The following is a 14,422-nucleotide window of genomic DNA, read 5'->3' as shown; positions in this document are numbered from 1 at the left end:
GCAGTGCACCGCCCGCATCGCTGCCGAGGATGGCCACGAGTCCACCGCCATCTGTTCGCCTGCGCACTCTTGGTCACTCGCCGTGGCGCTGATCTGCCGGACCGAATCGAGAGATATTCGGCGTTCGCCTGCTTACCGGGGGTCAGCTTCTAGATATAGGGACTGTCCAGCATCTCGGTCGTCAGCTCCCACAGTCGGAAGAGGGCATTCGGGCACTGGCTCCGGTTCGGGCACCGGCACCGGCACCGGCACCGGTTCGGGCTCGGGCTCGGGCTCCGGTTCGGGCTCGGGCTCGGGCTCCGGTTCGGGTTCGGGCTCCGGCTCCGGTTCGGGTTCGGGCTCCGGCTCCGGCTCCGGCTCCGGCTCCGGTTCGGGCTCCGGCTCCGGCTCCGGCTCCGGCTCCGGCTCCGGCTCCGGCTCCGGCTCCGGCTCGGGATCGGGCTCCGGCTCGGGCTCCGGCTCCGGCTCCGGCTCGGGCACGGGCTCCGGCTCCGGCTCGGGCACGGGCTCCGGCTCGGGCACGGGCTCCGGCTCCGGCTCGGGCACGGGCTCCGGCTCCGGCTCCGGCTCGGGCTCGGGCTCGGGCTCGGGCTCCGGCTCCGGCTCGGGCTCGGGTTCCCAAACAGAATCATCGGGAGGAGCAGCTGCCTCGTACTCCTCGATCGGCGGGACGCTGAAGTACCGCGGCGTATACGGAATCTTCGACGTAGTGTCGGGAAACTCGTCGGGCTTCTCTTGTCGTGCGGGTATCTGCTCGCCCTCGGGTGTTTGCTCCCTGACAGGTGTCAGTCCCCCGTCGGGGGTCGGCTGAGACTCAGGCGCCGGTTGGGGCTTCAATCGCGGGTTCGGCCCCGACTCGGCGGTAGGTCGAAGGCCGTCGAGTTCCGCCCGTAGTTCCCGGCGCTGGTTCATGAACTCGTTGATCTGCGCTTGCAACTCCCGGCGTTGCGCCATCAGTTCGTTCGGCCGCAAGCCCGCCCCCTCGAGTGCCGCGGTCCGCTCCGCGAACTCGTCGACACGCTTCGAGATCGCGTCGTCCGCGGCAGTTCGCATCTGATCCGGACCCAGACCGTCCGGATCGATGCCCAACCCGCGCAACCGATCCCGTACCGAATCGAGCGCCGACTCGGGATTCCTCGACTGTTCGCCTTCCGGATTCCGCGCGACCGCCTGCTGCGGCTGTTCCTCTCGCGGAGAACGAGTTTCGGGGTGTGCCGACGGTGGGGCTTCTTTCCCGGCGGGACCGGCCTCGACACCCGGCAGAGCTTCGAACAGGTTCGTGTGACGTTCGACGGCTCCCGCTCGTGGTTCGGAGCCCGCCGCGCGCAGGTCGGGGCCGCCCGACCTGGGCACGGTCGGTTCGTGGCTCTTCGGCGAGGTCAACTGCGGGCGGTTCTCCGCACCGCCGACCGGCTTGGCATGGCTGCCGTCGCCCACAGCGGGAGTTCGTGTGGGGTTCGGCTCCTGACGAGCGCCACCGACAGGCTCGCCACCGGAATGCGCACCGTTGTTCCCCTCCTGCACAACGGTTTCCGAACCAGTGCGGCCACCATCGGTATGCACCTCTTTGACCGAGCCGTTCGAGCCCTCACCGTTGACAGCACCGTCACCGGCGCTGCGGGATTGCGCTGACGACTCGGACACCGAATGTGTTCCGTTCTCGGACCGCGGATTCGAAGCTGAGTCGCCGCCACCGTGCATCGCGGGCGCCCCCTTCGGCAAAGCCCCGGACTCGTTCCCAGCAACCTGCCCGGACAAGCCCTCTTGGGCGCCCGCGCTTTCGGACCCGCCAGGAATAGCGGAACGGGTTTCGCCGGCCGGACTGCTGGTCTCACCGCCCGAATTCGGCAGTTGCCCAGTCCTATTCCCGGAATTGTTGCTTTCCGCCTCCGCTGCCCGCGACCCGGAACCGCTCTCGCCAACCGGATTCCCGCTTCCAGCCCTATTGTTCTGCTGATTCTCCGCGGCAGTATTGACAGCCGGATCCCCGGCGCGATGACCCCCGCGCACCGGTGCGCTACTGCCGTCCGACCCACCGAAATATGCGGGGTCCGCCGCATCGAATCCGTCCGCACCGGACCGACCACCGATCGGCGAATGACGCAAACCCTTACTGCCACCGGTCAACACACCGTAGCCCGCACCGCTGGTGAGCAGCCGCGGATCCCAGGTCCAGCCATTGGCTATACCGCCGACGCCCCAAGCCCCCAACGCGCCCACCATGCCCGATCCCGCGCCGATAGCCGCGCCTTTCAGACCATTGACACCCTTGGCGGTCCATTTCCCATCGGGCACAGGCAATTTACCGGCAGCCTTGCCCAACAGCGCGCCGGCGGGACCACCGACCGCACCTGCCGCTGCCGCGGTGTACGCGGTGGTGCCCACCCTTTCCCAGTCGATCCCGTCGCGATGCCCTTTGCCGACCTGGTACGCCTGAATCGCGAGATCCTGCCCGGCCCCGAGCACGGTACTGAGAGCGACATGCTTCACCGCGAACTTGGCGACCGCGGCGATTCCGGTCTTCGCGGCGAACCGCGCGATGGCGGCGATCGCCCGGTTCGCCAGCAGCCGCACCGCCACCCGGGTGAGAGCGATGGCTGCCGCTTGCACCGCAGGTGCGGTCGGCGGAAACAGCCATGCCAACGCGATTTCGGCGGCCAGCATGCCCAGTGAGCTGATGACCAGGATCTTGGTGTACTCGATCTCGGTGGCCAAGGCATCCGCGGAATCCGCCACATAGTCCAGAACCTTGGCCAGTTCCTCCAGTGACTCCGGGCCCTTGTCCAGCTTGTCCAGTGCCGTGGTCATTGCCTCGACGCCGTCGCCCCATGGGTACGCCTCGACCGTCGCCTTCTTGGCAGAGGCCAAATCGGGCAGCAGGTCCCGGATTTCGGCGGCCGCCTTGCGCCAATCGGCGGCAATCGCCCACATCTGGTCTTCGTCGCCGTCGGGCCAATCCGAGCCGGCGATCCAGCCGAGCCATTCCAGCTCACTGGGAATAGTGATGGACATCCGTTACCGGAACGACTCTGTCGACCGCTGTTCGGTGCGAGCCAGGATGCCCGCGGCCTTGTACTGCCCGTCGGAGTACGAGTCGAAGGTCTTGGCGGTATTGCCGATGCCCTCGGTGAGGTTCTCCCGCGCCGCGACATAACCCTGGTCACCGTCCGCGAAGGTGGCGCCGTAACCGTCACCGCCCCAGGCCGCGCCCTTGGCGTCCAGCGAGGACTCCAAGGTGGTGAGGATCGTGTTCATCCGATCGCGCAGATCACCCATTTTCCCTGCCGCACCACGCAATTGCTCCGGGGTTACGCCAACTTTCGATACCACGCCGCACCCTTCCACCGATGAACCGATCCCATACGATGGCACCGGCCCGCAGGGCCGGAAAGACTCGCTGCCGAGAATTGACGCATCCTTGATATGCACTGCGGTGCAATTGATCTCGTCTTGACGCAACGCTGATACGCGCTACGACGGCAGCGGGCCGCACCCCGCTCGTATCCGCTCGGCCAGCCTCAGAAATACCGTGAAGTTCGGAATCAGGCTCACCGGAAGCGATTCCAGCGGTGCGGACTGCCCGGCCACATGGATGCGCACCCACCCCCTACTCACCTCGACATCGGTCACCTGCAACCATGCGGCCGATCGCTTCCCCGCACCGATCCGCGTGGACGTCATCCAGAAGTGTTCGAAGTCGAGCCGTCCACCCGCGCCGAGAACCTCGATCGACCGAGGCAATTGCGCGGCCGTCACGGCACTGTCGATCGCCGGACCCCATTCCGCCGGATGCGCGATCGTGTGCCGCAACACAATCAGATCACCAACGGAGTCCGTGAGAGTGTAGGAATGCGAAACCTGTTCCGGTGCTGGATTATTGACCAGCTGGACGATACTGCGCTTCAGCGTGGTGGTGTCGTAGCGAATGATCCGTGGCGTCCCCCGCACGATCACGATGAGTCCATACTCGTACAGATCCAGTCGCGCTGTGCGGTTGCGGATGATGACATACCCCGACCGCAGCAGATCGAACAGCAACCGACCACCGACCACCCCCATGATCGCGAGTCCGAGAATGGCGAGGATGTCCGCTCCCGTCGCGAACCCGATCACAGTCACCACCGCGAAGAAAAGAACACCGACCGCCTCGATGACGAGTCGGCGCGTACTCGGTTCCACCGCGAGATAAGTCGCGCGATGCCGCCCCAGATCCGCCCGCGCGGCGGCACCGCGAACCCCGAATTCCCTGTCCGGATGCCCCGTCACAACCTCGCGCTGTCCACCGTATTCCTGCTCGCCGATCATGCCCACAGCCTGCCCGCGCCCACCCGCTCCGACGCCCGTCCTTGACGAAACTTTGACGTGTGGGGAAGCCTCGTCAGGCTTGTTCGAGAATGTCGAACGGGATGGTCACTTCCACCGGTTCGTCGAGGAGCAGAACCCTGCGGTGGACGGTGTGCACTCGGTAGCGGCGCCCCGACCAATCGAGGCGATATTCCTCGATTTCCTCGATCCGTTCTTCCTTTTGATCGAGTCGGACGATGAGGTAGCGCGGAATCCCCGCGGCCGCGTATTGGATCCGCTTGTCGGTGATGTCGGCGTCGATCGTCGACTCCGAGGTCACCTCGACGACCAGCAACAAGTGGTCGCGCACAGAGTTGACGTCATACAGCTCACAGTCGCGGATCCAGACATCGGGGTAGCGAATATTCAAACGCCGATCGGTGGCAGACGATTCGGCATCAGCGAAGCGTACGGCGACGTCGGAGTCAACGACCATGCAGGGCCCGCCGTCCCGCCGCCCCGCCTCGAGCAGCCCAGCAAGTCGCCGAACCACCCGGCTGTGCAGCGGGCTCTGCGCCATCACCTGCACGACCCGACCATCGACGATCTCGATGTCGCCCAGCCCGTCCGCAGCACCATCCATGAATTCCGCGGCGGTCAATCGCTGGTCACGATGCTGGTCAGGGGTGCTCATACCACCCATCATTGCAGGCCGAGATTCACAGCGGACCCAGCTGCCTCTGCCAGACGTAGGCGATAAGCCGCTAAACAGCAAAGGCCCGGCTCGAAAGCCGGACCTTTGCTGTTGGGTGGAGCTAAGGGGACTCGAACCCCTGACCCCCACACTGCCAGTGTGGTGCGCTACCAGCTGCGCCATAGCCCCGTGTTCAGTTGTTTCAGCGGCTCTCGCTGCTGCCTGAATGAAGTTACACCATGCCTCTGAGAGAGAACAAATCGGCTGGTAGACGGCGAAAATGTGGGGTTACGGGCGGGGGTGCAGTGGCCTGTGGGGCGGGAAGGATCGGCTGGTCAGGGGTAGAATGTGCCGAACCTCACGCGGGGGCTCAGGGGGCCAGGTTCACGACCCAGTTCTCGTCCTGCCAGTTGATCTTGGTGGTGCCGTCGTAGATCGCGGGGGTGGCGGCCTTGTTGCCGGTGCGGGCGTCGAGGTCGGCGAGGTTCTTCGCGGCGGCGGCCTTGGCGGCGTCGGACTGGGTGCTGTTGTTGATGCAGGCGGCGACGGATTCGGGGGCGCCGGATTCGGTGGCGATGGTGGCCAGGGCGGGGTTGCTCAGGTCGGAGCCGCCTTCGGCGGGCTGCTTCTTCGTGAACAGGGTTTCGTGGAACTTGCTGTAGACGGGCCCCGAACCCGTTTGGGCGACACAGAGATTCGCGGCTGTCGCGCGGGTGGAGTAGTCCTTGCTCTTGGACTGGGGGTCGAGGAAGGTGACGAGGTGGTAGTTCACCGCGAGCTTGCCTTCGTCGATCTTCTGGGCCAGTTCCTGGCCGTAGGCGGTTTCCATCGCGCCGCAGGCGGGGCAGATGGGGTCCTCGAAGATGTCGATGGTCTCGGTGGCGTCGGGACGCCCGAGCCGGATGACACCCTCGGGGGTCGTGCTGACCTGCACGGCGGCCTCGCGAACGGGACCGTAGCCCTCGTTGCGGACGGCGGGCGGCGGTTCCGCGCTCCACTTGTAGGCAGCGAACACGATCAATCCGATGAGGACGACCGCCACCGCGGCCAGCGCATAGGTGGTGTTGCTGGAAACAGGGCGCGGATTGTGCGAAGAACCGGCTGTGCTCACCCGTCCACTCTGCCTCGAGTCGCCGGCGGCGCGCCGCGCGGGCACACCGAAATGGCGCTGACCTGCTACTGCGGCTTGTGGTAATCGCTGGGTCGACCGGCGGGAACCATGCCGTCACGCACCACCGGCTTACCGTCGGGGCTGCCATCGCAGGCGCATTGCGGGTCGATGCCGTCGCCCGCGTGATCGGGGTGTTCCGGATCTTCGGGGTGCTTGATCTGCGAGGGCTCGGGCGTGAACACCCACACTGCCGCCGACACCGCCAGCACCGCACCGGTGACTGCCATACCCACCCCGAACGACGTGCGTTCGGCCAACCAGCCGATCACGATCGGGCCGAGCACGGTGCCCAGATCGGCCGACATCTGAAACGCGGCCAGCACCGGACCGCCGCGGGCCCGCGACCCGATCACATCGGCCAGCGCCGCCTGCTGCACCGGACTGAACATCCCCGAACCCAGGCCCGCGATGAACGACGCGACGAAGAACCACGGCAGCGTCGGCGCGTAACCGAGCGCGCCGGTGCCGAGCGCGCAGATGACGGACCCGGCGATCAGGAACGGTTTCCGGCCGAGCCGGTCGGAGAGCCTGCCCGAGGCGAACAACACGGCCGCGTTGCCCGCGGCGAAGACCGTGAGCGCGACACCGGCCATGCCGACTTCCTGGTGCAGCGTTTCCACGACCAGCAACGGGACAAAGGCCATCCGCACACCGAACACCGCGATGCCGCCGGCGAAACTCGACAGCAGCACCGCCCGATAAGCGGGCTCGGCCCACCCTTGACGGAAGGTGAATTCGACCGGCTTCGCGCCGCTCTCGGGCGCGAGCACCGGCGATTCGCGCAGCCCGGCGAACACGATCACACACACCACGAGCAGCGCGGCCATGTAGATGAGGAATGGCGCACGCAGCCCGAAACCGGCCAAACTGCTGCCGACCAGCGGCCCGAGCAACGACCCGATCAGAAAACTGGTCGAGTAGACCCCCGAAACCCGGCCGCGCGCGGCGGGCGGTGACACCCGGATGATCAGCGCCATCGACGACACCGTGAACATCGTGGACCCGATGCCACCGAGCGAACGCAGCACCAGCAGTTGCCAATACGTTTGCGCCAGCGCGCACGCCCCGGTCGACAGCGCCACGATCACGATGCCCGCCAGATACACCCGCCGCTCGCCCAGCTTCTGCACGAGCCGGCCGCTGGCGGGCGCGAACAGCAACCGCATCAACGCGAACGCGCTCACGATCGCCGACGCCGCCGCGATGCCCACCCCGAATTCGCGAGCGTACTGCGGCAGTACGGGCGCGACGAGACCGAACCCGAGCGCGATCACGAAGGCCGCGGCGATCAGTACCCAGATCTCGGCCGGTAGCCGGACTTTGGCCGGAGCGCTCACTCGATCAGCGCCTGGTTCACCATCTCCTCGGCCGCGGCCTGTACCTGGGTGAGATGCTCGGGGCCGAGGAACGACTCGGCGTAGATCTTGTATTTGTCCTCGGTGCCCGAGGGACGTGCGGCGAACCAGGCGTTCTCCGTGGTCACCTTCAGCCCACCCAGCGGCGCGCCGTTGCCGCGCGCGGTGGTGAGGATGCCGGTGATCTCCTCGCCCGCGATCTCGGTGCCGGAGACGGCCTCGGGAGTCAGCCGCGCGAGCTTGGCTTTCTGCTCACCGGTGGCGGCGGCATCGATCCGCGCGTAGGCGGGGCTGCCGTATTGGCGTTCGAGTTCGCCGTACCTGGCCGACGGGGTCTGGCCGGTGACGGCGGCGATCTCGGCGGCGAGCAGGGCGAGCAGGATGCCGTCCTTGTCGGTGGTCCACACGGTGCCGTCCATCCGCAGGAACGACGCGCCCGCGCTCTCCTCACCGCCGAAAGCCAAACTGCCACTGAACAATCCGGGCACGAACCACTTGAACCCGACCGGCACCTCGTACACATCACGGCCGAGCACGCCGACCACGCGGTCGACCATGGACGAGGTGACGACGGTCTTGCCGATCTTGGTGAGCGCGTCCCACCACATCCGGTTCGCGACCAGGTATTCGATCGCGACGGCGAGGAAGTGGTTCGGGTTCATCAGGCCACCGTCGGGGGTGACGATGCCGTGCCGGTCGGCGTCGGCGTCGTTGCCGGTGGAGATGTCGTAGTCGTCCTTGATGCCGACCAGGGCCGCCATGGCATGGCGTGAGGACGGGTCCATCCGGATCTGACCGTCGCTGTCGAGGGTCATGAAACGCCAGGTGGGATCGACGAACGGATTGACCACTTCGAGCTCGAGGTCGAACCGCTGGCCGATCTCCTCCCAGTAGTCCACGCTCGCGCCGCCCATCGGGTCGGCGCCCATCCGGATGCCCGCGCCACGAATCGCGTCCAGGTTCAACGCGTTCGGCAGGTCGCCGACGTACTGGTCCAGGTAGTCGTAGCGCTGGACGTGGGTGTTCATCGCCTGATCGAACGAGACCCGTTTGACCCCGGCCAGGCCGCCGCGCAGCAGTTCGTTGGCGCGGGCGGCGATGGCGTCGGTGGCCTTGGTGTCGGCGGGGCCGCCGTGCGGCGGGTTGTATTTGAAGCCGCCGTCGCGCGGCGGGTTGTGCGAGGGGGTCACCACGATGCCGTCGGCCTGGTGCTTGGTTCCGCCGCGATTGTGGTTCAGGACAGCGTGGCTCAGTGCGGGCGTGGGGGTGTAGCGGCCGCGGGCGTCGATCACCGCAGTGACATCGTTGCCCGCCAGGACCTCGAGCGCGGTGGTCCAGGCGGGTTCGGACAGGGCATGGGTGTCGCGCGCGAGGTAGACCGGGCCGGTGATGTCACGGGTGGCGCGGTATTCGACGATCGCCTGCGTTATCGCCATGATGTGGGCCTCGTTGAACGCGCCGTCCTCGCTGGACCCACGGTGACCCGAGGTGCCGAACACCACCTGCTGGCTCGGCTCGTCCGGATCGGGGACGAGGCTGTAGTACGCGGTGACCAGGTGAGCGATATCCACCAGGTCGGTCGGGCGGGCGGGCCGTCCGGCGCGATCGTGGGCCATGGTGGGTGTTCCCTTCCGTGTCGGCTGCGCGCGGCTGGTCATGAGAATCATGCGCACAACCACTGGGTCAGGGACGCGGCGGCGTACACCGCGGCCAGGCTCGCCGCGACGCTGATCGCGACATTGCCCACGGCGTACACGTAGGCGCCCTCGGTTACCAGACGGACCGTCTCGTAGCCGAACGTGCTGAACGTGGTCAGCGCACCACAGAAGCCGGTTGCCGCGAATGCCAGCAGCGCACTGCCCGCACTCGCGCCGATCAGACCCCCGAGCAACGCCGAACCGACAATGTTAACGGTTAGTGTCCCCCACGGCAGCCCAGTCGGAAACCACGCCGACATCTGCCGGTCGATCAGGTACCGGGCGGGTGCCCCCAGCATGCCACCGGCCATCACCAGCGCCACCGTCATGCCGCGCCTCCCCCTGTGGGAGCCCACATCTCGACCATCGGATGGCCCCCTTCCGTCGTCGAACTCACGCGAACCCCCGCCGCGCGACCCAGCGGGTCACGCTCATGGCGACTGCCACAGCACCGAGTGCCGCGAGCACCGACAGGCCGAGATAGGCGAGCGCCGTGCCCGTCGCACCGGTGCCGATGAGTCTACGAATCTCGAGGCTATAGGTGGAGAAAGTCGTGAAGCCCCCCAGCACACCGATTCCCAGGAACGGCCGCACGAGTTTCGGTGCTTCCCACAGTTCGGTGACCACGACCATCAGCACCCCGATCGCGAAGCAGCCGAGCACATTCACCGTGAACGTCGACCACGGGAATCGGCCCGGGAGGACCGGCCACCAGTGCGCGACGCCGAAACGAGCGGTGGCACCGAGCCCGCCACCCACCGAGATCGCCGCGAGGACGGCCGGATCGAGCGCCGGGGGCCGCGCTGCCATGCGTTGCCCTCCCGTCGGCCGATCCGTGTGGTGGTCGTCGCTCATCGTATCGAGACCCACCGACACCCGGGCGAGCGGTGCGCCCGTAGCAAACTTTCAGCAGCCCACCGGCGAACGACGATGGCCCGAACCGATTGTCGGTTCGGGCCATCGTCGTTCAGTTGTCCGGGATCAGTGCGCCAGCACCGGCTCGCCTTCGGCCGGGGCGGGCACCGTGTTCGGCATGATCGCCGCGATCACGATCGCGCCGAGCACGAAAGTGGCCGTCGCCCACCAGAAGCTGGTGGTGTAGCTCTCGATCGCACCCTGCGCCATCGTGAGCGGGCCCGGCTGGTGCGAGGACACGTAATCGGTCATCGCCGAGGCCGCGATGGTGCTGAGCAGCGCGGTGCCGATGGACCCACCGACCTGCTGGCTGGTGTTGACCATCGCCGAGGCGACGCCGGCGTCCTCGTGCTGCACACCTGCCGTCGAGCCCTGGAACGCGACCGACATCGCACCACCGAGGCCGAGGCCGAGCAGTACCAGCGCGGGCAGGATATGGGTGACGTAGCCCGAGTCCAGACCGATCTGGGTGAGCCACAGCATGCCGGCGGCAGCGACCAGGAATCCACCGCTGATGACGATCTTGGGGCCGATCTTCGGCAGCAGCAGCGACGGCGCGGTGGTCGAGGAGACCACCATGCCCGCCACCATCGGCAGGAAGGCCAGACCGGTGACGATCGGGGTGTACGCCAGGGTCAGCTGCATGTAGAAGGTGAGGAACAAGAAGATCGCGAACATGCCGATGCCCATGACGAACACGGTCAGGTACGACGCGCCACGGGTGCGGTCGGCCACGATGCGCAGCGGCAGCAACGGATGCGCGACCTTGGTCTCGATCCAGACGAAGGCCGCGAGCAGCACGGCGCCACCGATCAGGAAGGCCAGCGTGGTCGGGTCGCTCCAGCCGTTGGACTCGGCGTGCGAGAAGCCGTAGACGATGCCGAACAGCGCGGCGGTGACGGTGATCGTGCCGTACCAGTCGAGCTTGGGACGCGAGGCCGACGTGTGCTTGGCCAGCAACAGCACGGCACCGATCAACGCGACGGCGGCGAAGATCAGGTTGACATACATCGCCCAGCGCCACGACGCCCACTCGGTGAGCACGCCACCGAGCAGCAGGCCGATCGCACCACCGGCACCGGCGACGGCGCCGAAGATGCCGAACGCCTTGGACCGCTCACCTGGTTCGGTGAAGGTGACCGTGAGCAGCGACAGCGCGGCGGGCGCGAGCAAAGCACCGAACACACCCTGGCCGACGCGGGCCGCGACGAGCATCTCGAAGCTGGTGGCCGCACCGCCGATGGCCGACGCGACCGCGAAGCCGACCAGGCCGACGATGAAGGTGTTGCGGCGACCGAACAGGTCGCTGAGCCTGCCGCCGAGCAGCAGGAGGCTGCCGAAGGCGAGGGCGTAGCCGGTGATGACCCATTGCCGGTCACCGTCGCCGAAGCCGAGGTCTGCCTGCGCCGCGGGCAGTGCGATATTGACGATCGTCGCATCGAGCACGACCATCAGCTGGGCGATGCCGAGTACGGCAAGCACCCACCAGCGCAGGGCGTGCGAGCCGCGGCGACCGGTATCCGCGGGGCTCTCGAGCCCGGTGTCGAGTGTGGTGGTCATAACTCCCCTAGTAGGTCTGCGGGTGGTTTCTGGTGGCATAATCGGAGATACCGCCTCCGCTTCATTCGAAGCTACCAGAGTAACGGAGAAACGACCTCCACTTAATCCCTGGATTGATAGGATGTACTTGTGAATCACGCCACGACGACTGCCACACCACCCCGCAGACTGCGCGCCGACGCCGCGCGCAATCAGCAACGCATCGTCGCGGCCGCCCGTGAGCTATTCGCCGATCACGGCCTCGAGATCACCCTCGACGACGTCGCCGAGCGCGCCGGAGTCGGCGTCGGCACGGTGTACCGGCGCTTCGCGAACAAGAAGGAACTCATCGCCGAGGTCTTCGACCAGCACGTGAAGGACTTCGCCGACGCGGCCGACGCGGCCATGAGCAACCCGGACGCCTGGCTCGCGCTCGTCGAGTTCTTCGAGAGTGCGTGCAAACACCTGGCGACCAACCGCGGTTTCGGCGAGGTCATGCTCGAACTCGAGGAAGATCCGGCCCGTTTCGCCGAGTTGCGCGACCGGATCCAACCGGCGGTCGCGGGCATCATCGATCGTGCGCGCGCGGCGGGCGCGGTGGACCCCGACATCGCGACCACCGACTTCTTCGCCCTGATCCACATGGTCAATTCCCTCGCGGAGTTCGCGGCGCCGATCAATTCCGAAGTGTGGCAACGGTATATGGCCATCGCGCTCAACGGCGTCCGCACCGACGCGGTGCCGCGCAGGCCACTGCTGGTTGCGCCGATGACCAACGAGGAGGTCGAGCAGGCCAAGGCCGCCGGCTGCCTCGGCCGTCGTCGCTGAGCCGAAACCCACCCGACCAGTAGCGCGCGTCACAGTGCATCCTCTACTGTTGGACACATGACCAAGAGCACCTGGGTGAACTGGGCAGGCCAGCAGAGCTGCACACCCGCTGTCGTCGCCGCGCCGCGCGACGTCGAGGAACTGGCCGCGATAGTGATCGAATCGGCCGCCGCGGGGCGAACCGTGCGCGTCGCCGGGTCGGGCCATTCGTTCACCGACGCCGTGCTCACCGACGGCACACTGATCGACCTCAGCGGTCTGGACAGGGTTCTCGACGTCGACTCCGCCACCGGACGCGTGCGGGTGGAGGCCGGGATCTCGCTGCACGCGGCGAGCCCGCTGCTCCACGGGCACGGCCTGGCCTTCCCCAATCTCGGCGACATCGATACCCAGAGCCTCGCGGGCGCGACCGCCACCGCCACCCACGGCACCGGCTCCCGCCTGCGCAACATCTCCGCGGCACTGCACTCGGTGGAGGTACTGCGCGCGGACGGCACCCGGGTGGAGCTCAACGAGCAGACCGACGCCGACGGCTGGAAGGCGGCGCGGGTCAGCGTCGGCGCGCTCGGCGTCGTCACCGCGGCCACCCTGCAACTCGAGCCGTCGTTCGTACTCGAGTGCGTCGAGCGGCCGGTGCCGCTGGACGAGGTGCTCGCCGACATCGACGAATTCGCCGACGGCAGTGATCATTTCGAGTTCTTCGCGTTCCCGCACAGCGCCACCGCGATGACCAAGGCCATCGATCGCACCGAGGCGCCCGAACAGCCGCGCGCCGCGTTGAGCGAGTGGATCAACGACATCCTGATCGCCAACCATGTCTACGACGGCATGTGCAAGCTGGGTCGGCGAATTCCCGCCGCCATCCCCATGATTCACCGCGCGGCCACGCTCGCCGGGAGCAACAACCGGCAGGTCGACCGTTCCTACCGCGTGTTCTCCACCCCGCGGCTGGTGAAGTTCAACGAGATGGAATACGCGATCCCGCGCGCGCACGCGGCCGAGGCGATTCGCGAGATCCTCGCACTGGGAAGACGATTCGGCACACCGATGCCGATCGAGGTGCGCTGGGTCGCGCCCGACGACGCCTTCCTGTCCCCCGCGGGCGGACGCGACACCTGCTACATCGCGGTGCACCAGTACCAGGGCATGGTGTGGGAACCGTACTTCCGCGCCTGCGAGGCGGTCTTCGACGCCTACGACGGCAGGCCACACTGGGGCAAACGCCACTTCCAGACCGCCGAAACACTGCGCTCGCGCTATCCCGACTGGGACCGCTTCACCGCGGTGCGACGCCGTTTCGACCCCACCGGGGTATTCGCCAACGACTACGTGCACCGGGTACTCGGTTCACTCGACTGACGCCGAGGCGGTGCGGACACAACTCGGACAACAGGGGCGCCGGTTCGACCACACCGTCACCTCCGCGGCACGCTGATGGAATGATGACAGGTGATATCCGAAGCGCCACAAGCACTTCGCCCCTGCGCCGAAAGGGCGACCATGGCCCACACTCCCAGCGTGTTGTTCGTCTGCGTCCACAACGCGGGCCGATCGCAGATGGCGGCGGGCCTGCTGCGCGCCATGGCCGGTGGCCGGATCGAGGTGCGCAGCGCGGGCAGTGAACCGGCCGCCGCGCTGAACCCCACCGCGGTGGTGGCCATGGCCGAGCTCGGGATCGATATCGCCGGCCAACGGCCGACACCGCTCACCGACGATGTCGTCGGGCTCTCGGATGTGGTGGTCACGATGGGGTGCGGCGAGGTGTGTCCATACTTTCCCGGGATCAGCTATCGCGACTGGGTGCTGTCGGATCCGGCCGGGCAGCCCATCGAGGTGGTACGCGGCATTCGCGACCACCTGCAGATCCTGATCGGCAATCTGATCGCCGAACTGCTGCCGGTGCCCGCCCGCTGACACGTCCGATTCGTTCAAGACGTAC

13 protein-coding genes and 1 tRNA gene are annotated in these 14,422 nt (G+C 67.2%); 3 read left to right on the top strand and 11 right to left on the bottom strand.

Annotation, left to right across the window (positions count from 1 at the left end; translation table 11 throughout):
• Positions 1-132: 132 nt before the first annotated feature.
• The 11 genes from ACFWFP_RS00925 to ACFWFP_RS00875 form a co-directional block, all read right to left on the bottom strand.
• A complete protein-coding gene (locus ACFWFP_RS00925) occupies positions 133-3,012 on the bottom strand; it encodes a hypothetical protein (RefSeq protein WP_379292472.1) in 2,880 nt (959 codons plus the stop codon).
• Between the two features lie 3 nt (positions 3,013-3,015).
• Positions 3,016-3,330 carry a WXG100 family type VII secretion target gene (locus ACFWFP_RS00920; protein ID WP_379292470.1) on the bottom strand — a complete coding sequence of 105 codons (315 nt, stop codon included), beginning with the start codon at positions 3,328-3,330 and terminating at the stop codon, positions 3,016-3,018.
• Between the two features lie 141 nt (positions 3,331-3,471).
• Positions 3,472-4,305 (bottom strand): DUF6585 family protein, encoded by an 834-nt coding sequence (locus ACFWFP_RS00915; RefSeq protein ID WP_379292469.1) that lies wholly within the window; start codon positions 4,303-4,305, stop codon positions 3,472-3,474.
• A gap of 73 nt (positions 4,306-4,378) precedes the next feature.
• A complete protein-coding gene (locus tag ACFWFP_RS00910; RefSeq protein ID WP_379292468.1) occupies positions 4,379-4,978 on the bottom strand; it encodes a Uma2 family endonuclease in 600 nt (199 codons plus the stop codon).
• A 116-nt stretch (positions 4,979-5,094) separates the two neighbouring features.
• Positions 5,095-5,167 (bottom strand) — tRNA-Ala (locus ACFWFP_RS00905).
• Positions 5,168-5,348: 181 nt separating this feature from the next.
• Positions 5,349-6,089: a DsbA family protein gene (locus ACFWFP_RS00900; RefSeq protein ID WP_379292466.1), complete on the bottom strand. Its 741-nt coding sequence runs from the start codon at positions 6,087-6,089 to the stop codon at positions 5,349-5,351.
• A 65-nt stretch (positions 6,090-6,154) separates the two neighbouring features.
• Entirely contained in the window at positions 6,155-7,486 is a 1,332-nt protein-coding gene (locus ACFWFP_RS00895) for an MFS transporter (protein WP_379292465.1), read from the bottom strand.
• Positions 7,483-9,120 (bottom strand): phosphoglucomutase (alpha-D-glucose-1,6-bisphosphate-dependent), encoded by a 1,638-nt coding sequence (gene pgm, locus ACFWFP_RS00890; RefSeq protein ID WP_379292464.1) that lies wholly within the window; start codon positions 9,118-9,120, stop codon positions 7,483-7,485. The genes ACFWFP_RS00895 and pgm overlap by 4 nt, the downstream gene beginning before the upstream one ends.
• A gap of 47 nt (positions 9,121-9,167) precedes the next feature.
• Positions 9,168-9,530 (bottom strand): fluoride efflux transporter CrcB, encoded by a 363-nt coding sequence (gene crcB, locus ACFWFP_RS00885; RefSeq protein ID WP_379292463.1) that lies wholly within the window; start codon positions 9,528-9,530, stop codon positions 9,168-9,170.
• Positions 9,531-9,594: 64 nt separating this feature from the next.
• Complete coding sequence (locus ACFWFP_RS00880) at positions 9,595-10,011, bottom strand: fluoride efflux transporter FluC (protein ID WP_379292462.1); 417 nt, start codon at positions 10,009-10,011, stop codon at positions 9,595-9,597.
• Positions 10,012-10,182: 171 nt separating this feature from the next.
• Entirely contained in the window at positions 10,183-11,676 is a 1,494-nt protein-coding gene (locus tag ACFWFP_RS00875) for an MFS transporter (protein WP_379292461.1), read from the bottom strand.
• A 129-nt stretch (positions 11,677-11,805) separates the two neighbouring features.
• Between ACFWFP_RS00875 and ACFWFP_RS00870 the strand changes: the two genes are divergently transcribed.
• The 3 genes from ACFWFP_RS00870 to ACFWFP_RS00860 all read left to right on the top strand — a co-directional run bounded on the left by ACFWFP_RS00870 (position 11,806) and on the right by ACFWFP_RS00860 (position 14,397).
• A complete protein-coding gene (locus ACFWFP_RS00870; RefSeq protein WP_379292460.1) occupies positions 11,806-12,483 on the top strand; it encodes a TetR/AcrR family transcriptional regulator in 678 nt (225 codons plus the stop codon).
• A gap of 57 nt (positions 12,484-12,540) precedes the next feature.
• On the top strand, positions 12,541-13,842 hold the full coding sequence (locus ACFWFP_RS00865) for a D-arabinono-1,4-lactone oxidase (protein ID WP_379292459.1): 1,302 nt from the start codon (positions 12,541-12,543) through the stop codon (positions 13,840-13,842).
• Between the two features lie 141 nt (positions 13,843-13,983).
• Positions 13,984-14,397 carry an arsenate reductase ArsC gene (locus tag ACFWFP_RS00860; protein ID WP_379292458.1) on the top strand — a complete coding sequence of 138 codons (414 nt, stop codon included), beginning with the start codon at positions 13,984-13,986 and terminating at the stop codon, positions 14,395-14,397.
• The last annotated feature ends 25 nt before the right edge of the window (positions 14,398-14,422 follow it).

The sequence above is a fragment of the Nocardia sp. NPDC060249 genome, from assembly GCF_042728755.1.
In the GTDB taxonomy this organism is placed as follows: domain Bacteria; phylum Actinomycetota; class Actinomycetes; order Mycobacteriales; family Mycobacteriaceae; genus Nocardia.
Note: the sequence above shows the minus strand (reverse complement) of the source record. Positions and strands in the feature narration are given on the sequence as shown.

What these genes read in the sequence shown, in the direction of transcription:
- ACFWFP_RS00925 (WP_379292472.1), bottom strand. Translation starts at nt 3,012, where the DNA reads ATGTCCATCACTATTCCCAGTGAGCTGGAATGGCTCGGCTGGATCGCC.
- ACFWFP_RS00915 (WP_379292469.1), bottom strand. Translation starts at nt 4,305, where the DNA reads ATGATCGGCGAGCAGGAATACGGTGGACAGCGCGAGGTTGTGACGGGG.
- ACFWFP_RS00910 (WP_379292468.1), bottom strand. Translation starts at nt 4,978, where the DNA reads ATGAGCACCCCTGACCAGCATCGTGACCAGCGATTGACCGCCGCGGAA.
- pgm (WP_379292464.1), bottom strand. Translation starts at nt 9,120, where the DNA reads ATGGCCCACGATCGCGCCGGACGGCCCGCCCGCCCGACCGACCTGGTG.
- crcB (WP_379292463.1), bottom strand. Translation starts at nt 9,530, where the DNA reads ATGACGGTGGCGCTGGTGATGGCCGGTGGCATGCTGGGGGCACCCGCC.
- ACFWFP_RS00880 (WP_379292462.1), bottom strand. Translation starts at nt 10,011, where the DNA reads ATGGCAGCGCGGCCCCCGGCGCTCGATCCGGCCGTCCTCGCGGCGATC.
- ACFWFP_RS00875 (WP_379292461.1), bottom strand. Translation starts at nt 11,676, where the DNA reads ATGACCACCACACTCGACACCGGGCTCGAGAGCCCCGCGGATACCGGT.
- ACFWFP_RS00865 (WP_379292459.1), top strand. Translation starts at nt 12,541, where the DNA reads ATGACCAAGAGCACCTGGGTGAACTGGGCAGGCCAGCAGAGCTGCACA.
- ACFWFP_RS00860 (WP_379292458.1), top strand. Translation starts at nt 13,984, where the DNA reads ATGGCCCACACTCCCAGCGTGTTGTTCGTCTGCGTCCACAACGCGGGC.